Annotated in this window: 13 protein-coding genes and 1 pseudogene; 11 read left to right on the plus strand and 3 right to left on the minus strand. The window is 68.7% G+C overall.

What is annotated here, in order from left to right:
* Positions 1-67 precede the first annotated feature (67 nt).
* Both ACWPN7_RS32100 and ACWPN7_RS32105 read right to left on the minus strand, forming a co-directional pair.
* Positions 68-2,902, minus strand: coding sequence for a carbohydrate-binding domain-containing protein (locus tag ACWPN7_RS32100; RefSeq protein ID WP_459197015.1), 2,835 nt, complete (start codon positions 2,900-2,902; stop codon positions 68-70).
* Between the two features lie 301 nt (positions 2,903-3,203).
* Positions 3,204-4,217, minus strand: a complete 1,014-nt coding sequence (locus ACWPN7_RS32105) for a LysR family transcriptional regulator (protein ID WP_459197014.1) — start codon at positions 4,215-4,217, stop codon at positions 3,204-3,206.
* 260 nt (positions 4,218-4,477) lie between these two features.
* Between ACWPN7_RS32105 and ACWPN7_RS32110 the strand changes: the two genes are divergently transcribed.
* From ACWPN7_RS32110 to ACWPN7_RS32160, 11 genes and pseudogenes are all read left to right on the plus strand, one after another.
* On the plus strand, positions 4,478-5,752 hold the full coding sequence (locus tag ACWPN7_RS32110) for a M20 family metallopeptidase (RefSeq protein WP_459197013.1): 1,275 nt from the start codon (positions 4,478-4,480) through the stop codon (positions 5,750-5,752).
* Between the two features lie 40 nt (positions 5,753-5,792).
* Positions 5,793-7,403: an ABC transporter substrate-binding protein gene (locus ACWPN7_RS32115; protein WP_459197012.1), complete on the plus strand. Its 1,611-nt coding sequence runs from the start codon at positions 5,793-5,795 to the stop codon at positions 7,401-7,403.
* 132 nt (positions 7,404-7,535) lie between these two features.
* The gene (locus tag ACWPN7_RS32120; protein ID WP_014241864.1) at positions 7,536-8,516 is read left to right on the plus strand and encodes an ABC transporter permease; all 981 of its coding nucleotides are present in this window, start codon (positions 7,536-7,538) and stop codon (positions 8,514-8,516) included.
* A complete protein-coding gene (locus ACWPN7_RS32125; protein WP_051658434.1) occupies positions 8,513-9,385 on the plus strand; it encodes an ABC transporter permease in 873 nt (290 codons plus the stop codon). The genes ACWPN7_RS32120 and ACWPN7_RS32125 overlap by 4 nt, the downstream gene beginning before the upstream one ends.
* Positions 9,385-11,050: pseudogene (locus ACWPN7_RS32130) on the plus strand (ABC transporter ATP-binding protein). Before ACWPN7_RS32125 ends, ACWPN7_RS32130 begins: the two are co-directional and overlap by 1 nt.
* Before the next feature lie 10 nt (positions 11,051-11,060).
* Positions 11,061-12,011 carry a ketopantoate reductase family protein gene (locus ACWPN7_RS32135; protein WP_459197010.1) on the plus strand — a complete coding sequence of 317 codons (951 nt, stop codon included), beginning with the start codon at positions 11,061-11,063 and terminating at the stop codon, positions 12,009-12,011.
* Positions 12,012-12,038: 27 nt separating this feature from the next.
* Positions 12,039-13,268, plus strand: coding sequence for a Zn-dependent hydrolase (locus ACWPN7_RS32140; protein ID WP_040136161.1), 1,230 nt, complete (start codon positions 12,039-12,041; stop codon positions 13,266-13,268).
* A gap of 147 nt (positions 13,269-13,415) precedes the next feature.
* Complete coding sequence (locus ACWPN7_RS32145; RefSeq protein ID WP_040136159.1) at positions 13,416-14,477, plus strand: histone deacetylase family protein; 1,062 nt, start codon at positions 13,416-13,418, stop codon at positions 14,475-14,477.
* A complete protein-coding gene (locus ACWPN7_RS32150) occupies positions 14,474-16,051 on the plus strand; it encodes an acetolactate synthase large subunit (protein WP_459197009.1) in 1,578 nt (525 codons plus the stop codon). Before ACWPN7_RS32145 ends, ACWPN7_RS32150 begins: the two co-directional genes overlap by 4 nt.
* A 57-nt stretch (positions 16,052-16,108) precedes the next feature.
* Complete coding sequence (gene kce, locus ACWPN7_RS32155) at positions 16,109-17,053, plus strand: 3,5-dioxohexanoate:acetyl-CoA acetone transferase (protein WP_459197008.1); 945 nt, start codon at positions 16,109-16,111, stop codon at positions 17,051-17,053.
* Between the two features lie 196 nt (positions 17,054-17,249).
* The gene (locus ACWPN7_RS32160) at positions 17,250-18,188 is read left to right on the plus strand and encodes a DMT family transporter (RefSeq protein ID WP_137142135.1); all 939 of its coding nucleotides are present in this window, start codon (positions 17,250-17,252) and stop codon (positions 18,186-18,188) included.
* Here ACWPN7_RS32160 and ACWPN7_RS32165 read toward each other — a convergent pair.
* Positions 18,154-19,239, minus strand: coding sequence for a LacI family DNA-binding transcriptional regulator (locus tag ACWPN7_RS32165; RefSeq protein WP_456529626.1), 1,086 nt, complete (start codon positions 19,237-19,239; stop codon positions 18,154-18,156). The two genes, ACWPN7_RS32160 and ACWPN7_RS32165, sit on opposite strands and share 35 nt — an antisense overlap.
* Positions 19,240-19,356 lie beyond the last annotated feature (117 nt).

Below are 19,356 nucleotides of genomic sequence, written 5' to 3' on the forward strand. Positions count from 1 at the left end.
GCGTGAAAAGGGCGGGAGCCTGCGGCCCCCGCCCCTTCCCATCCGTCCCTGGGATCAGATCAGCGCCTTACGCCGCGTGCAGCAGCGACGGGTCGGCGTGGTCGAGCAGCGGGTCGTAGCCGGCATCGGCCAGGGCGACGCCGTACAGGCTGTTCGCGGCGACCGGCATGTCGGCCACGGCCGCCGGAGCGGTGGCCGCCGCCTGCTGGGCCGCGACGTGGCTCCACACGCTGTCCATTCCCGCGTCGAGCGCCAGGGGCGCGGCCTCGCCGACCGGGGTGGCCGAGGGGAAGAAGCTCTTGTCGGCGTCCACCACCAGCGTGCCGCCCCACCACATGGACGACTGGCCCTTGACCACGTCCTTGCCATCCAAGGCGCCCTTGTCGTAGGTGACGATGCCGTCGGTGGGCAGGACCGCCTTGCCGTTGATGGTGACCTTGTTGACGAACAGGCTGCGGTCCTGCCCGTTCACCACGGCATCGTTGTCATACTGAATCTGCACCTTGTGCGCCTGGTCGGCGGACAGGCTGGTGATGAAGCTGTAGTCCTTCGCCGCGGTGCCGGCCACGCCCTCGCCGACCTTCTGGCCATCGACCAGCAGGTTGAAGTGGGCGTTCACCCCGCCGGCCGCCGCACCGGAGGCGTTGACGGTGATCGTCGTCGTGCTGGGACCGCTCTGCGCCAGCGTGCCGCCCGCGGGGAACTCCTTGGCGGGGGCATCGACCACCAGCGTGCCGCCCCACCACATGGACGACTGGCCCTTGACCACGTCCTTGCCGTCCAAGGCGCCCTTGTCGTAGGTGACGATGCCGTCGGTCGGGTTGTGGGCGGTGCCGTTGATGGTGATCTTGTTGACGAACAGGTTGCGGTCCTGGCCGTTCACGAAGCCGTCGTTGTCGTACTGGATCTGCACCTTGTGCGGCTGCCCGGCGGTCAGGTTGGTGGTGAAGCTGTAATCCTTCGCCGCCGTTCCGACCGTGGCGTCACCGATGGCCTTGCCGTCCACCAGCAGCTTGAAATGCGCGTTCACCCCGCCCGCGGCGGAGCCGGAGGCGTTGACCTTGATCGTCGTGACACTGGCCGTGGGCGTCGTCGGGACGGTGGGCGTGGTCGTCGTGGTGTCCACCGCGAAGCCGGCGGAGGCGCCCGCCTTGCCCGCGTTGCCGGCGAGGTCGGTGTAGCTGCCGGCCTTCACCGCCACGTTGGCGTCGGTGATCTTCGTGTCCGAGGACGGGGTGAAGACGGCGGTGTAGGTGGAGGTGTCCACCGTCTTGAAGCCGCTCAGCGTGCCGCCCTTCACCGTGGTGTCGGCCAGCGCGAAATCCTTCACCGCCTCGCTGAAGGCGAAGGTGACGAGCGGCACCTCACCCTTGGTCACGCTGGTGTCGGCGATGGTCACCTTGACCGTGGGCGGCGTGGTGTCGGCTGCGGCAGGGGGCGGCGTCGGAGCCGGCGGATTGGTCGGGCTGGTGGGCGTGACGGTCGTCCAGCCGGCGGTGGAGGGGTAGGCCTGGGACAGGGTCGAATGCTCGTCCTGCGTGGTCGCGTTCATGTAGGCGGACCAGTTGTCGCCTTCCGGGAAGTCGCCCCAGCGCCAGCGGTCGCCGTCCGGCATGTAGTAGGTGTTGTTGTCCCACACGTTGCCGCCATTGAGCATGCCGGCTTCGTTGTGGTCCGCCACGCCGCCCGACTGGCCGTTGCCGTCCTTGGAAACGGTGATGTTGTCGTGGATCTTGTTGTTCGTGGTGGTGTAGGTGCCGAATTCCCCGGCGCCGCGATCCTGCTGGATCATCACGATGCCGTTGGCGCCCTTGACCCCGGTGATGTCGATCTTGTTGCCGTAGGCCTCGACCTTCTGGGAATTCTGGATCTGGATCGAGCCCCCCCACAGCCAGCCCTCGGCCTGCGGCTTGAATCCGTTCCCGACCAGAACGTTGTTGCGGATGACGGCGTCGTAGCTGATCTCGTGCGTGATGCCGCCGCCGCTGTTTCCGACCACGACGTTGTTTTCATAGAGCGCGCCGACGTTGTCGATGTCGGTCCACAGACCGAAGCCCGTGTTGTCGTGCGAATAGTTGCCGCGGACCACGAGGTCGGTGGTGTAGGCGAACTTGGTGCCGCCACCCTCCCAGAACACGTCGATGCCGGACCAGGCGCCGTTGCGCGCGACCTCGTTGCCTTCGACCAGGATCTTGGCCCCGGCGCCGCCCAGGCCCATCTCGCCGTTGTCGTGGACGTAGTTGCCGATGAACTTGCTGCCGTCCTGCGCCGTGGCGCCGACCGCGTAGTTCAGCCGCAGCTCGTTGTCTTGGATGGTCCAGCCCACGTCGCCCTGGATGGCGCCGTGCTGCACCGGCGGAGCGTATTTCTCGATGACGAGGTTCTTGATCGTCACGTTGTCGGCGGTGCCGCTGAAGGCATGGGCCGTCACTCCGGCCTCGACCTTGTGCCCCGCCGGGTTGTCGCCGATGTAGATCTTGTCGGCGTTGTAATCGAAGTAGAAGGTTCCCGCCTTCAGCTTCGACAACGCGTCAACGGGGGTCAGCGGCTTGTCGTCGACATAGACGGTGTCCGGGTAGCCGCCACGCATCGCATCGGGGCTGGCCTTGTCCGTTTCACGGCGCTCGCCCTGCTGCGTCTGCCCACCGATGACCCAGCGTCCGGCACTCTCCTGGGTGAAGCCGGTCAGCAGCTTCGACCCGTTCAGCACGGCGCCCTCGGCCCCGATGAAGGTCTGGTTGTCCTTGGGGGTGATCGACTGGAGACGGTACTCGCCCGGCTGCAACCAGAAGGTCGCGCCAGCGGGAGCACCATTGACGATGGACTGGATGTTGGCGCCGGGTGCTATGACGATCGCACCAGCGGGGGCCGTCAGCGTCTTCGGTCCGTACAGGTTGGCCATATGTCAATGCTCTCTTGAGGTGTTATCTGCTGATATGAGTTTTTTGGCGGTTTCGCCCTTTGGCATATGCACCTACTACCAATTCGAGGAATGTTCCTGGCGGGGCATTTTTGTGAGATTCCCGGCATCTTTTTGCGAAGACTCCAGGAAGTCTCTGTTTTTCAAAAAGGAATCTTCCGTTTATCGAAGAGCGGAGAAGACAATGGGAATTTTTGCTTGCGACCGCTTGCAAGCGCGCAAGCGCCGCGTTATCCGCTGGATGATGGCGCAAGCCCCTGGGAATATCAAAAACGCGGAAGGATCAGTCGCCGCCGAACTGGTGGTCGACCCATTCGCTCACCGCCACCGGATCGAAACGCAGGTCGAGCGGGATGGCGGCGACGGCGGCGCGGCAATGCTCGATGAAGGCGCGCTCCGCCCGGTTCATCTTGGCGGCGGGGTTCCACAGCAGATGGATGTCCACCGGCGCCACCCCCTCCTCCGGCGGCAGGGGCCAGAGCAGGCCGTCGCGCACGTCGCGCTCCGCCACATGGCGGGGCAGCGGCCCGATGCCCAGCCCGACGGAGATCATGCGCCGCACCTCGTCCAGATTGACCGAGGCACCGACGATCCGGCTCTCGATCCCCTCCTGCGCGCGGAAGACGGCCAGCGGCGACAGCACCCCGCCGATCTGGTCGGAGGTGAAGGAGACGAATCCCTCGCTGCGCAGATCGCCCAGCGTCAGGCCGGTGCGGCCGAACAGATGGTGCCGCGGCCCGCAATAGAGGCGGTAGATCTGGCGGGCGAACAGCGCGTGCTCGACCAGCGGGGGCGGCTCCCGCATCAGGCAGAGGCCGAGCGAGCCGGTCTTTTGCTGGATCGCCATGTGGACGTCGGCGCTCGCCATCACGTCCAGCCGGAAGGTCACCTGCGGGTGGGTGGCGTGGAAGCGCTCCAGCAGGGCGTCGAACAGCAGCGACTGGATCCGGCTGGCCAGCAGGATTCGGATGTGGCCGGAAATCTCCTCGCGGATGTCGCGCATCAGGACGGCGAAGCGCGAGATGTTGCCGTAGATCTCCAGCACCTCGGCGTAGATGATCTCGCCGGCCTCGGTCACCCGGAAGCGTCCCTGCCCGCGCTCGATCAGGGAGCGGCCCATCTGGTCCTCCAGCCGCTTGAGGGCCTGGGACACCGCCGGCTGGGTCAGCCCCAGGCGCTGCGCCGCGCGGGTCAACCCCTGCTCCTGCACGATCACCATGAAGGTGCGCAGCAGGTTCCAGTCCAGCTGGTGGCCCAGCCGTTCCAGATCGCGCGCCGTCATCGGGGGAAAACCCATCGCCATAAATCCTGCTTATGTCGGCAATGAGGATTATCGATTTGGCGGAGGATGAGAAGCTGAATTGTAATACGCCGGTCGTCAGCGGTCGATCCCCGGCTTCGCCCAACCGGGCAAAACCAGGGTCATAGTCCGAAAGTCGAAATCACCCCGGTTTCTTCCCGGTGATTTGCCGACCCACACGGACGACTGCGCGGCGGAGTGGTAAGAACGGAGTCGTCATGCCCGCATCCCACGAGGGTGGGCGGAGCATTGCAGCCGTGGACCGGGATGCGATCCTGGGCGCGGTGGCGAAGCTGCGCGAGGACGGAGTGAGCCTGCTGTCCGATCTGGTCCGGAGCCCCAGCCTGCTGGGGCAGGAAGGCCCGGCGCAGGATCTGATGGAACGGATCTTCCGGGACATGGGCCTGGAGGTGGACCGCTTCGCCATCGACGAGGAGGCGCTGAAGGCCCAGCCCGGCTGGTCCCCCTCGCTGATCTCCTACGAAGGCCGCGAGAACGTCGTCGGCGTCCACAAGCCCCGGCGGGCGACCGGCAAGTCGCTGATCCTGAACGGCCACATCGACGTGGTGCCGACCGGGCCGGAGGAGCTGTGGTCTGCCCCGCCCTTCGAGCCGGTGGTCCGCGACGGCCGCCTCTACGGGCGCGGCGCCGGCGACATGAAGGCGGGCATCGCCGCCTACGTCATGGCCTTCAAGGCGCTGCAAAGCCTGGGCGTCCAGCCCGCCGCCCCGGTCTATCTCCAGTCGGTGGTCGAGGAGGAATGCACCGGCAACGGCGCGCTCGCCTGCGTCGCCCGCGGCTACAAGGCCGACGCCGCGGTGATCCCAGAGCCCTTCAACCACACGCTCCAGATCGCCCAGGTCGGAGTCATCCGGTGCGAGCTGGAGGTGACCGGCCGCCCCGCCCATGTGCTGGACACCGGCGCCGGTCTGAACGCCATCGAGGCGGCCTTCCGCGTGCTGAAGCATCTGAAGGCGCTGGAGTCGGCCTGGAACCACCCGGACGGGCGGCATCCCGCCTACGCGCACCATCACCACCCCTACAACCTGAACGTCGGGCACGTCGAGGGCGGCGAATGGGCGTCCTCCGTCCCCACCCGCTGCCGGATGGAGCTGCGCTTCGGCTTCCCGCCCGGCCGCGCCGCCGCCGAGGTCAGCGCCGAGATCGAGCGCGCGGTGGCCGAGGCCTGCCGCGGCGACTCCGACCTCAAAGGGATCGACGCGCACGTCATCTTCCGCGGCTTCCAGGCCGAGGGCTGCACGCTGGACCCCGATCACCCGATGCTGGAGGCACTGGACACCGCCCACCGGTCGATCTTCGGGACCCCGGCGCCGAAGCTGGCCCAGACCTGCACCACCGACGTCCGCAACTTCCTGCTCTACGGCGACACGCCGGCCACCTGCTACGGCCCGGAGGCGGAGCGCATCCACGGCATCGACGAGTCCGTCTCGCTCGACAGCGTGGCGAAGGTGACCGCCGTGCTCGCCCTGTTCATGGCCGACTGGTGCGGCCTCGAATCCATCGATCCATAACGGTCGCGTGCCGAGAATCAACAATAAGGGGGCTTCAGACATGAGCAATCGTTTGCGTCACTTTCGTCAAACCCTGACCGCCGCGGCGCTGGCCGCCGCCTTGGCGGCGCCGCTGGCGCTGACCGTGCCCGGCGTCGCCGCGGCGCAGGAGCGCGGCGGCACGATGAACATCATCGTCCAGCCGGAACCGCCGATCCTGGTGCTGGGCCTCAACCAGCAGGGTCCGACGCAGACGGTCGCCGGCAAGATCTACCAGGGCCTGCTGACCTTCAGCTTCGACCTGAAGCCGCAGCCGGAACTGGCGGAAAGCTGGGAAGTCTCGCCCGACGGCAAGGTCTACACCTTCAAGCTGGTGAAGAACGCCAAGTGGCACGACGGCAAGCCCTTCACCGCCCACGACGTGGTCTTCTCCACCTCCAAGTTCCTGATGGAGACCCACCCGCGCGCCCGCGCCACCTTCTCCAAGTGCGAGAAGATCGAGGTGCTGGACGACTACACCGTCCAGTTCACGCTGAAGGAGCCGTTCGGCCCGTTCCTTCAGGGCTTCGAGGTGTCGTCGGCCCCGATGATGCCGAAGCACATCTATGAAGGCACCGACTTCAAGGCCAACCCGGCCAACGCCGCCCCGATCGGCACCGGCCCCTTCAAGTTCAAGGAATGGGTCAAGGGCTCCTACATCCATCTCGTCCGCAACGACGAGTATTGGAAGGCCGGCAAGCCCTATCTGGACGACATCTATTTCCGCGTGATCCCCGACGCCGCCTCGCGCGCCGTCGCGCTGGAGCAGGGCACCGTCCAGCAGACCCAGTTCAACGACATCGAGAGCTTCGACGTCCCGCGCCTGAAGGGCCTGCCCAACGTCGAGATGACGACCAAGGGCTACGAGTTCTTCGCGCCGCTGTCCTGGATCGAGATCAACACGCGCAACAAGCCGCTGGACGACAAGCGCTTCCGGCAGGCGATGATGCACGCCATCGACCGCAAGTTCATCCGCGACAAGATCTGGTTCGGCCTCGGCCGCCCGGCCACCGGCCCGGTGAACTCGGTCACCCGCTTCCACGAGGCCAACGTCAAGAAGTACGACTTCGACCCGAAGAAGGCCGAGGCGCTGCTTGAGGAGGCCGGCTACAAGAAGGGCGCCGACGGCACGCGCGCCAAGGTCCGCCTGCTCGTCATGCCCTACGGCGAGACCTGGACCCGCCTCGGCGAGTACGTGAAGCAGGCGATGAAGCGCGTCGGCGTCGACGTGACGCTGGAGACCACCGACGTCGCCGGCTGGAACGACCGCGTGTCCAACTGGAACTACGATCTGACCTTCAACTTCGTCTACCAGTACGGCGACCCGGCGCTCGGCGTGTCGCGCACCTACATCTCGGACAACATCCGCAAGGGCGTGATGTTCTCCAACACCATGGGCTACTCCAACCCCGAGGTGGACAAGCTGTTCGCCCAGGCCGCCCAGACCAACAAGGACGAGGAGCGCCAGCAGCTCTACTCCGCCGTCCAGAAGATCCTGGTCGAGGACGTGCCGGTGGCCTGGCTGCTGGAGATGGAGTTCCCGACCTTTGTGGACAAGCGCTTTAAGAACGCCGTCACGACCGCCATCGGCGTGAACGAGAGCTACGACAGCGTCTACATGGTCAAGAAGTAACGTCCCTCAGTCCCCTCTCCCCTCTGGGGAGAGGGTTAGGGTGAGGGGGTCGTGGGGACACAGGAGAGTTCGGCAATTGCCGAACCCCCTCACCCCGACCCTCTCCCCGGAGGGGAGAGGGAGATTTAGAGTATGCCCCGCATCGCCCTATTCATCTCACAGAGGCTGGTGAAGGCGGTCTTCGTCATTCTGGCGATCGCCGTGTTCAACTTCTTCCTGGTCCACGCAGCGCCCGGCGATCCCGCCGCGGTGATGGCGGGCGAGGCCGGGGCCGCCGATGCCAAGTTCGTCGAACAGCTCCGCCAGCAGTTCGGCCTCGACCGCCCCCTGTACGAGCAGCTCGGCACCTACATGTCCAAGGTGGTGCAAGCGGACCTCGGCTATTCCTACCGCCAGCAGCGCCCCGTCTTCGACCTGCTGATGGACCGCCTGCCCGTCACCCTGTCGCTGACGCTGACCGCCTTCGTGCTGGCCCTGCTGGGCGGCGTAGCGCTCGGCACGCTGGCGGCGATGCGCGCCGGCACCTGGTCGGACACCGCCATCACCGTGGTCGGGCTGACCGCCTACGCGACGCCGATCTTCTGGATCGGCCTGATGCTGATCCTCCTCTTCTCGGTCAATCTCGGCTGGCTGCCCGCCTTCGGCACGGAGAGCATCGGCGCCGGCTACACCGGCTGGGACGCCTTCCTCGACCGGGCGAAGCACCTCGTGCTGCCGGTGACCACGCTCGGCCTCTTCTACATGGCCGTCTACACCCGGCTGACCCGCGCCTCGATCCTGGAGGTGCGCGACATGGACTTCGTCAAGACGGCGCGGGCCAAGGGCCTGCCGGAATGGCGCATCGTGTCGGTGCACATCCTGCGCAACGCTATCCTGCCCGTCATCACGGTGGCAGGGTTCCAGGCAGGGCACCTGATCGGCGGCTCCATCCTGATCGAGACCGTCTTTGCGCTCCCCGGCATCGGGCGCCTCGCCTTCGAGGCCGTGTTGCAGCGCGACTATCAGGTCCTGCTCGGCATCTTCCTTCTGACCTCGGTGGTGGTGGTGGTGTTCAACCTGTTGACCGACCTGATCTATTCCCTGGTCGATCCGCGCATCGAGGTGGCGCCATGACCGCCGCGGCCATCACCCCCGCCCGCAAGGGGTCCGGCTTCTGGAGCGCCTTCGCCCGCAACAAGGGCGCGGTGATCGGGCTGGCCTTCCTGACCCTGATCGTCCTCATGGCGGCCTTCGCCGACGTGCTGTACCCGGACAGCCCATGGGACATGACCGCGATGCCCTTCCAGCCGCCGCTGTCGGAGGACGCGCTGCTCGGCTCCGACACGCTGGGCCGCGACATCGCGGCGGGCATCGCCCACGGGGCGCGGGTGTCGCTGCTGATCGGGCTGACCTCGACCGCTGTCGCCGTGCTGATCGGTGTGTTCCTGGGGGCCGTTTCCGGCTTCTACGGCGGACGCGTGGACGATCTGGTGATGCGCTTCACCGAGCTGTTCCAGACCATCCCGAACTTCGTGCTGGCCGTCGTGCTGGTGGCGATCTTCACGCCGTCGCTGACCTCCATCGTGCTGGCCATCGCCATCGTGTCCTGGCCGCCGCTGGCCCGGCTGGCGCGCGGCGAGTTCATGAGCCTGCGCTCGCGCGAGTTCGTGCACGCCGCGGTGACCACCGGCCAGTCGAACATGACGATCATCTGGCGCCAGATCCTGCCCAACAGCCTGTCCCCGATCATCGTGTCGGCGTCGCTGATGGTGGCGACGGCGATCCTGCTGGAAAGCTCCCTCTCCTTCCTCGGGCTTGGCGATCCGAACCTGATGAGCTGGGGCTACATGGTGGGTGCGGCCCGTACCGTGATCCGTCAGGCCTGGTGGATGAGCTTCTTCCCCGGCATCGCGATCCTTCTGACAGTGCTTGCCCTCAACCTGGTGGGTGAGGGGCTGAACGACGCGCTAAATCCCAAGCTGGCGCGAAAGGGCCGTTCCTGATGACCGAGACGCCTCTCCTCGACGTCCGCAACCTGACCATCGACCTGCCGCGCGGCGCCGACCGACCGCACGCGGTCCAGGACCTGACCTTCACGCTGGAGCCCGGGGAAATCCTCTGCGTGGTCGGCGAGTCCGGGTCGGGCAAGTCGATGACCGCGCACGCCGTGCTGGGCCTGCTGCCCAAGGCGGTAAAAGTCTCCTCCGGCGAGATCCGTCACCAGGGCACCAACGTGTTCAGCCTGCCGGAGCGCGACCAGCGGAGCTTGCGCGGCGGCCGCATCGCCATGATCTTCCAGGAGCCGATGACGGCGCTGAATCCGCTGATGCGGGTCGGCGACCAGATCGACGAGGTCCTGCGCTACCACACCACGCTCGACCGCGCCGCCCGCCGGGCGCGCGTGGTGGAGCTTCTCGCCTCGGTCGGCCTGCCGGAGCCGGACCATCTGCGCCGCAGCTACCCGTTCCGCCTGTCGGGCGGCCAGCGCCAGCGCGTGATGATCGCCATGGCGCTGGCGGTGGAGCCGGACATCCTGATCGCCGACGAGCCGACGACTGCGCTCGACGTCACCACCCAGAAGCAGATCCTGGAGCTGATCCAGGACATCCAGGCCAAGCGCCGCATGGGCGTGATGTTCATCACCCACGACTTCGGCGTGGTGGCGGAGATCGCCCACCGCGTGGCGGTGATGCAGCGCGGCCAGATCGTCGAGATCGGCACCGCCGAGGAGGTCCTGAACCACCCGCGGCACCCCTACACCCGCCAGCTCATCGCCGCCGTCCCGCACCTGATCGAGCACCGCGAGGACTTCACCCACGCGCGCCAGCCCGTGCTGACGGCGGAGAAGGTGTGCAAGACCTTCCACCTCGGTGGCGGCTTCTTCACGCCGGGGCGCAAGGTGGTGGCGGGCGACGACCTGTCGCTGACCATCCACCAGGGCGAGACGGTCGGGCTGGTCGGCGAATCCGGCTCCGGCAAGTCGAACTCTGGGCCGCTCCATCGTCGGCCTCATCAAGCCGGATTCGGGCAGGATCCTGTTCGAAGGGGTCGACCTGCTGTCGCTATCGCGCCCGGCCTTCCGGCCCTACCGGCGGCATGTGCAGATGGTCTTCCAGGACCCCTACGCCTCGCTGAACCCGCGCCACACTGTGGGCGACATCATCACCCAGGGGCCGGTGGCCTTCGGCGAGGACCGCCACAAGGCGCTTGAGAAGGCGAAGGCGCTGCTCAAACTCGTCGGGCTCGACGCCTCGGCGGCGGAACGCTTCCCGCATGAGTTCTCCGGCGGGCAGCGCCAGCGCATCTCCATCGCCCGCGCCCTGGCGCTGGAGCCGAAGCTGCTGATCGCCGACGAGCCGGTGTCGGCGCTCGACGTGTCGGTGCAGGCGCAGGTGCTCGACCTGCTGGAGGATCTGCGGCACCGGCTGAACCTGTCGATGCTGTTCATCACCCACGACCTGCGCATCGCCGCCCAGATCTGCGACACCATCGCGGTCATGCAGAAAGGCCGCATCGTCGAGATCGGCCCGGCGAAGGAGGTGTTCGGCAACCCGCAGCACAGCTACACCCGCACCCTGCTGGACGCCATTCCCGGCAAGGGCTGGACCATCCCGGAGGACGTGGTCCCGGTGACGCGGCGGTCGGCCGCCCTGCGCACCAGCGCCTGACGGGGCGGGCATGAAGGTCGCCGTCATCGGGGCCGGGGCGGTCGGCGGTCTGATCGCCGCGCGGCTGACCGCCGCCGGGCTGCCGGCCGCGCTGGTCGCCCGGCGGCGGACGCTCGACACGCTGCGGCGCGACGGGCTGACCGTCGAAGGCCCCTCCGGCCGTCCAGTGACGGTGCGGCCCGAGGTGACCGACGACACGCTGGCCCTCGGCCCGCAGGACGTCGTGGTGCTTGCGGTGCCCGCGCCGCTGCTGACCGACGTTCTGGACCTGCTTCTTCCCCTGCTGGGACCCAAGACGCGGCTGGTGCCGGTGGTCGGCGGCATTCCCTGGTGGTACCCGGCGGACGAGGCCATTGCCGGCCCCCTGAAGGCGGTCGATCCGAAGGGGTTGCTGTCGGACGCCATCCCGGCGGACCGCATCGTCGGCGCCGTCGCCCGCGTGGCGGTGGAGCGGCGGACCCCCGGCTATCTGCGGCATCTCGGCGGGCTGCGGCTCGCCCTCGGACCGGCAACGGGGAACGAAGGAGTCCGTGATCTGGCGGCTCTGTTCGGGGCGGGCGGCTTCAACGCGCTGGCCGTGCCGGACATCCGGGCGGAGGTGTGGACGGCGCTGCTGGCGCCCTTCGCCTTCGGCCTGCTCGGCCTCGCCACTGGGAAGACGGCGCAGGAGATCGCCCACGACGACGCCCTTCAGCCCGGCTTCGCGGCGGTGGTGGAGGAAGTGCTGGCCTTGTCGGCGGCGCTCGGCCACCCGGCGACGGCGAAGGTCGAGGATGTGTGGACCATGGCCCAGCATCCGGGCCGCATCCGTCCGGCGCTGCGCGCCGACGTGGCGGCGGGCCGGCGGGCGGAGATCGAAGCGGTGCTGGACGCACCGCTGGAATTGGCAAACAGGGCGGGGTTGAGCCTGCCCACGGTGACCGGGCTGCTGACCGCGGTTCGCGCTGAGACTCAACAATAATTCGGAATTGGGATCGGGATAGGGACCATGTCTGACCTGCGCATCGACGGCGACCGCCTGTGGCGGACCCTGATGGACTTGGCGAAGATCGGCGCGACGCCGAAGGGCGGTCTGTGCCGTCTGGCGCTGACCGACCTCGACAAGGAAGGGCGCGACCTCTTCGTGCGCTGGTGCGAGGAGGCCGGCTGCACCGTGACGGTGGACGAGGTGGGCAACATCTTCGCCCGCCGTCCGGGCCGCAACCCCGACCGTCCCGCCGTCTGCATGGGCAGTCATCTGGACACCCAGCCGACCGGCGGCCGCTTCGACGGCATCTACGGCGTGCTGGCCGGGCTGGAGGTCATCCGCAGCTTCAACGACCAGGGCATCGAAACGGACGCCCCCATCGACCTGATCGTCTGGACCAACGAGGAGGGCGCGCGCTTCTCCCCGCCGATGCTGGGGTCGGGCGTGGCGATGGGCGTCTTCACGCTCGACCATGTGCTGGACATCCGCGACACCGACGGCGTCCGCCTGGGCGACGAGTTGGCGCGCATCGGCTACAAGGGCGAGGTCCCGGTCACCGGCCACGCCATGGGCGCCTATTTCGAGGCGCACATCGAGCAGGGCCCGGTGCTGGAGGCCGAGGACGTCGAGATCGGGGTAGTGACCGGCGCGCAGGGCCAGCGCTGGTACGAGGCGACGGTGACGGGCCGCGAATCCCACGCCGGGCCGACGCCGATGCGCCTGCGCCGCGACGCGCTGGCCGGCGCCGCCGTGATGATGGAGGCGGTGGAGGCCATCGCGCTGGAGGTTGGCGGCGACGCCTGCTCGACCATCGGGCGCGTCCAGGTCCACCCGGACTCCCGCAACGTCATTCCCGGCCGCGTCTGGTTCACCATCGACCTGCGCAACCCGGACCCCGACGCGCTGGCCCGTATGGACGCCATGCTGCGCGAGCGGCTGGCCGCCATCGCAGACAAGCGCGGCCTGACTCTGGAACTGACCGACTTCTGGGCCTTCCCGACCACGCCCTTCGCGCCGGAGCTGGTCGGCCACGTCCGCCGCTCGGTGGAGCGGCGCGGCCTCAGCCACCGCGACATCGTGTCCGGGGCCGGCCATGACGCGGTCTATGTCGCGCGCAAGGTGCCGACGGCGATGATCTTCATCCCCTGCGAGAATGGCCTCAGCCACAATGAGGCGGAGAACATCAAGCCCGAACACGCCGCGTCCGGCTGCGCGGTGCTGGCCGACGCGGTTCTGGCGACAGCTGGGTAACATCTGTCTTTTCCCCCTCTCCCCTCTGGGGAGAGGGCCGGGGTGAGGGAGTTGCGCTTTTGCCGAACGGTCCGACACGCACATCCCCCTCACCCTAACCCTCTCCCCAGAGGGGAGAGGGGATCAATTCACTCCGGGAGCCTGTCCATGCGCTACGTCTTTGCCGAGGCCCAGTTGCGCCATCGTCCGCCGACCTTCCTGGTGCGCGGCCAGCCGAAGCCCTCGCCGGAGAAGGCGGAACGGGCGGAGGCGCTCGTCGGCTCCCTACGCGCGCGCGGCGCGACGGTGGAGGAGCCGCCGTCCTACGGCGCCGGCCCGCGCGCGGCGGTCCATTCCGCCGATTACCTGCGCTTCCTGGAAACCGCCCACGCCCGCTGGTCGGCCCTCCCCGACGCGTCGGAGGTCATCGTTCCCAACGTCCACCGCAACACCGACATGGCCGAGTATCCCACGGGCATCGTCGGTCAGGCGGGCTGGCACATGGCGGACACCGCCTGCCCGATCGGCGCCGGCACTTGGGAAGCGGTCTGCGGCGGCGCCGACACGGCGGTCCACGCGGCGCTGATGGTGGCGAGCGGTCGGGAGCGCGCGGCCTACGCCCTGTGCCGTCCACCGGGGCACCATGCCTCGCGCGACATGGCCGGGGGCTTCTGCTACATCAACAACGCCGCCGTCGCCGCCCAGGCGATGCTGCCGGTGCTGGCCCAGCAGGGCCGCGCGCCGCGCGTCGCCGTCTTCGACGTGGACGTCCATCACGGCAACGGCACGCAGGCCATCTTCTACGAGCGCGACGACGTGCTGGTCGTGTCGATCCACGGCGATCCCAACAACTTCTACCCCTGGTTCGCCGGCTACGCGCACGAGCGCGGCAAGGGCCGCGGGCTGGGCAGCAACCTGAACATCCCCCTGCCCATGGGCACCGAAGAGTCCACCTTCCTCGACGCGGTGGACGGAGCGCTGACCCACATCGCCGCCTTCGGGCCGGAGGCGCTGGTGCTGTCGCTGGGCTTCGACACCTACGTCGGCGACCCGCTGGCCTTCTTCAAAGTGACGACGCCGGGCTTCGCCACGCTGGGCCGCAAGATCGCCGGCGCCGGCCTGCCGACCGTGGTTGTGCAGGAAGGCGGTTACGATTGCGACGCGCTGGCGGTGAATCTCGCCAGCTTCCTGGACGGTTTCGAAGGCGGGCTCACGGAGGCGGCACGATGACCGGCGTAAAAATCCCAGGCGCGAAAATCCCGGGCGCGGAAATTCTGGTCCGGACGCTGATGGCGAACGGCGTCGACACCTGCTTCGCCAACCCCGGCACGTCGGAGCTGCACGCGCTGGCCGCCTTCGACAGCATGCCCGGCGCGCGCTGCGTCCCGACCTTGTTCGAAGGCGTGGCGACGGGCGCGGCGGACGGCTACGCCCGCATGACTGACCGCCCGGCGGCGACGCTGCTGCATCTCGGGCCGGGTCTGGCGAACGGTCTCGCCAACCTGCACAACGCCCGGCGCGCCCGCGTGCCGATGGTCAACATCGTCGGCGACCACGCGACGTGGCACCGCGGCGTCGACGCGCCGCTGACCTCCGACGTGGAGGGCTTGGCGAAGCCCATGTCGGCCTGGGTGCGCACGGTGCCGGACGCGGCCTCGGTCGCCGCGGACACGGCGGAGGCCATCCGCGCCGCGCTGACCCCGCCGGGTGGCGTGTCCACCCTGATCCTGCCGTCGGACTCCTCCTGGGACGACACGGCGGCGGTGGACCCGATCATCGTGAAGCTGCCCGCCCCCGCCGCCCCGGACGCCGACGCCCTGCGCGCCGCCGCCGACGCCCTGCGCGGCGGGGAGCGGGTGGTCGTTCTGCTGAACGGCCGCGCCACGCGGGCGGAGGGGCTCGCCCTGGCTGGGCAGATCGCCACCGCGACCGGCGCCAAACTCTACGCCCACACCGGCGCCACCCGCATCGAGCGGGGGGCAGGCCGCGTGACGGTGGAGCGCTTCCCCTACCCCATCGACCTCGGCATCGCCGCGCTGGCCGAGGCGAAGCACGTCGTCCTGATCGGCTCGGGCGAGCCGGTCGGCTTCTTCGGCTACCCGGACAAGCCCAGCCGTCTGGCGCCGGAGGATTGCCGCATCCACACCGTCGCCCCGCCGGGCGCCGACGCCCTGGCCGCCCTGCGCTGGCTGGTCGAGGCGGTGGGCGCCGCCGGGGAGCCGGTTCCGGCGCAGCTGCTCGCCCCGCCCGAACCGGCGACCGGCGCCCTCACCGCCGACAGCGTCGGGCAGTCCCTGGCGGCCCTGCTGCCGGAAGGCGCCATCGTGGTGGACGAGGGCATTTCCTCCAGCCCGATGGTCTACACGGCCTGCGCCGGGGCGCGCCCGCACGACTGGCTGACCATCACCGGCGGGGCCATCGGCATCGGCATGCCGCTGGCGCTCGGTGCCGCCATCGCCTGCCCCGACCGCAAGGTGGTGACGGTCCAGGCGGACGGCAGCGGCATGTACACGCTCCAGGCCCTGTGGAGCCAGGCGCGCGAGCGGGCCGACGTGGTGACCATCATCTTCGCCAACCGCCGCTACGGCATCCTGCAATGGGAGCTGGGCAACCTCGGCTTCCGCGACATGGGGCCGAACGCCCGCAACTGCACGGAGCTGGGCCGCCCGGACCTCGACTGGGTGGCGCTCGCCCGCGGCATGGGGGTGGAGGGTGGACAGGCCGCCGACGCGGAGAGCTTCAACCGCCTGCTGACGACCGCCTTCGCCCGCAAAGGCCCTTTCCTGATCGAAGCGGTGATCTGACGAACAACAACACTTCCCTCGCTCCCTCAAGGGGCGAGGGAGATAAGGGAGGACAGCATGACGACGCCCAAGAAGAGCGCGCGCAAAGTCATTATCACCTGCGCGGTGACCGGCTCCATCCACACGCCCAGCATGTCGCCGCACCTGCCGGTGACTCCGGACCAGATCGCGGCGGAGGCCATCGCCGCGGTGGAGGCTGGAGCGGCCATCGTCCATCTCCACGCCCGCGACCCGGACACCGGCCGTCCCACCCAGGACCCGGATCTGTTCCAGCGCTTCCTGCCGCGCATCAAGCAGGCGACGAAGGCCGTGGTGAACATCACCACGGGCGGCAGCGCCGCCATGACGGTGGAGGACCGACTGCGCCCCGCCGCGCAGTTCCAGCCGGAGGTCGCGTCGCTCAACATGGGCTCGATGAATTTCGGCCTGTTCCCCATGCTGAACCGCTTCAGCGAATTCCAGCACGACTGGGAGCGCACCTATCTGGAGAACAGCCGCGACCTCGTCTTCAAGAACACCTTCAAGGACATCGAGCACATCCTGAAGACCTGCTCCGGCAACGGGACGCGCTTCGAGTTCGAGTGCTACGACATCTCCCACCTCTACACGCTGGCCCATTTCCTGGACCGCAAGCTGGTGACGCCGCCGCTGTTCGTGCAGTCGGTGTTCGGCATCCTGGGCGGCATCGGCGCGCATCCGGAGGACGTGATGCACATGAAGCGCACCGCCGACCGGCTGTTTGGCGACCAGTTCGTGTGGTCCGTGCTCGGCGCCGGGCGCAACCAGATGCCCATCGCCACGCAGTCGCTGGCCCTGGGCGGCAACGTGCGCGTCGGGCTGGAGGACAATCTGTGGGCCGGACCGGGCCGCCTCGCCACCTCCAACGCCGAGCAGGTCGCCATGGTCCGCAAGCTGATCGAGGGGCTGGCGCATGAGGTCGCCACGCCGAACGAGGCCCGCGCCATGCTGTCGCTGAAGGGTGGCGACGCGGTGACGTTCTGACCAGGGTTTTCACATCCGCCCCTTTTAACCCTCTCCCCTCCGGGGAGAGGGCGGCCCGCAGGGCCGGTGAGGGGGTTGCGCTTTTGCCGGACGTTCCGCCACGCGCATCCCCCTCACCCTAACCCTCTCCCCAGAGGGGAGAGGGAATTTCAATCGTGAAAGTCGTGCATCCACACCACACCCGGAATCCCATGCCATGATAAGCCGCGCTCGGGCGCTGGATCTGTCGCTGGTGGGCCTCATCAGCGTCTGCTGGGGCCTGAACTGGCCCGCCGTCAAGATCATCCTCACCCAGATCCAGCCCTGGACGCTGCGCAGCCTGGGCTTCGCCGTCGGGGCGGCGGTGCTGTTCGCCTACGCGCGGTCGCGCGGGGAATCGCTGGCCGTGCCGCGCGGGCAGCGCTGGCCGCTGGTCGCCGTCGCCCTGCTGAACATGGCGGGCTTCAACATCTGCTCCGCCTTCGGGCAGATGAACATGGCGACCTCGGGCGCCGCCATCATCGCCTACACCATGCCGGCGTGGGCGACGCTGCTGGCCATCCCCATCCTGGGCGAGCGTCCGGGGCCGCGCCAGTGGATGGGGCTGGCCTGCGGGCTGACGGGCCTGGCCGTTCTGCTCGGCCCCGACCTGCTGCGGCTGGGCGCCCTGCCGCTCGGCCCCGCCTTCATGCTGACCGGCGCGCTGAGCTGGGCGCTGGGCAACGTCCTCATCAAGCGGACGGCCTGGACCATGGGGCCGAACGCCATCACCGGCTGGCAGTTCGCCATCTCCCTGCCGGTGGTGCTGCCCTTCGCGCTGGCGCTCGACCCCGCCCCGACGCTGGCGCTGGAGCCCCGCGTGCTGGTGGCGCTGGTCTTCCACATCCTGGTGGCGATGGTCGGCGGCTATCTGCTGTGGTTCGCCATCGTGCGGCGGCTGAGCGTCGCGCAGGCCTCGGTCAGCTCGCTGATCGTGCCGGTGATCGGCGTGACCGGCGCCATCGTCGTGCTGGGCGAGACGCCGCCGCTGCGCACCTACGCCGCGCTGGCGCTGATCCTCTGCGCCGTCCTGCTGGTCGTCATGGTGCGCGACAAGCGGCCCGTGCCCACCCCGGCGCCGGTCACGGCGGAGCCGCGGGGGGCAGGTTCTCCCTGAAGATGACCTCGATGCGCGGCGGCTCCACGCCGTGCATCGCCTCCCGCCCCGCGCGCAGGTTGGCGAAGACGGCGGCGCAGCTCATCAGGGCGCTGCGCGGGTCCTGGGTGATCACCGCCTCCATCGTGCCGTCGATCAGCAGTGAACGCGTTTCCGGCGTGAAGCCGTGGCCGATGAAGACGACCTCGCGCTCCCGCCGCGCCTCCTTCAGCGCGCGGGCCACGCCCTCCGCCCCGCCGCCGATGGTGTAGATGCCGGCAAGGTCGGGGTGGTGGCTGAGCAGCGTCCGCGTCTGCCGGTAGCTCTTGGCCTCGTCGTCGTGGGCCTCGCGCAGCCCCACCACCTCGATGGCGGGAGCCATCTCCTTCAAAACGTTCAGGAATCCCAGCTCGCGGTCCTCGTGCGCGCGGTAGCTGAGGCTGCCGGCGATCATCGCGACCTTGCCCGCCCGCCCGCCGAGGAAGCGCGCGAACAGATAGCCCGCCGTCCGTCCCGCCGCCCGGTTGTCGAGCCCGACATAGGCGGCCCGCCGGCAGTTCTGCACGTCGGAGATCAGCGTCACGGTCGGCACGTTGCGCGCCGCCAGCTCGTTCACCGCCTCGCGCACCGCCGGATGCTCCAGCGCCATGAAGGCCACCCCGTCGACCTTGCGCCAGTGCTGAAGCAGGCTGCGCGCCAGCAGGTCGGGGTTGAAGCTCTTGATGAATTCCACCTGCGCGCGGATGCCCAGCGGGGCCAGCGCCGCCTCCGACTGGCGGATGAGCTGCCCGAGCCGCGTCAGGTAGCGGTTCGTCCCGTCCGGCAGCAGGAAGGCCAGCCGCACCGGCTTCGGTCCCAGCGCCGCGCCGAGATCCGATTCCGGGATGTAATCCAGCTCCGCGGCCGCCTTCATCACGCGCTGCACGGTCGCCGGGCGCACGCCGGGGCGATGGTTCAGCACGCGGTCCACGGTGGCCGTGGAGACGCCGGACAGCCGGGCGATGTCGGCGATCCGCGGCAGCCCGCGGGAGTTTTCGGGGGGCGCGGCGACGGCGTCCGCATCATCCTGCATCACGGTTCAAAACCCTCCGATCCCATCAAATCACATCATCATTCGCGTTTGACACCGGCCATCCGCGCACATACCGTCCAACCAACAATCACCGTCAAACATCAAACTACATCAACG

Source organism: Azospirillum sp. UENF 312511 (assembly GCF_058780635.1).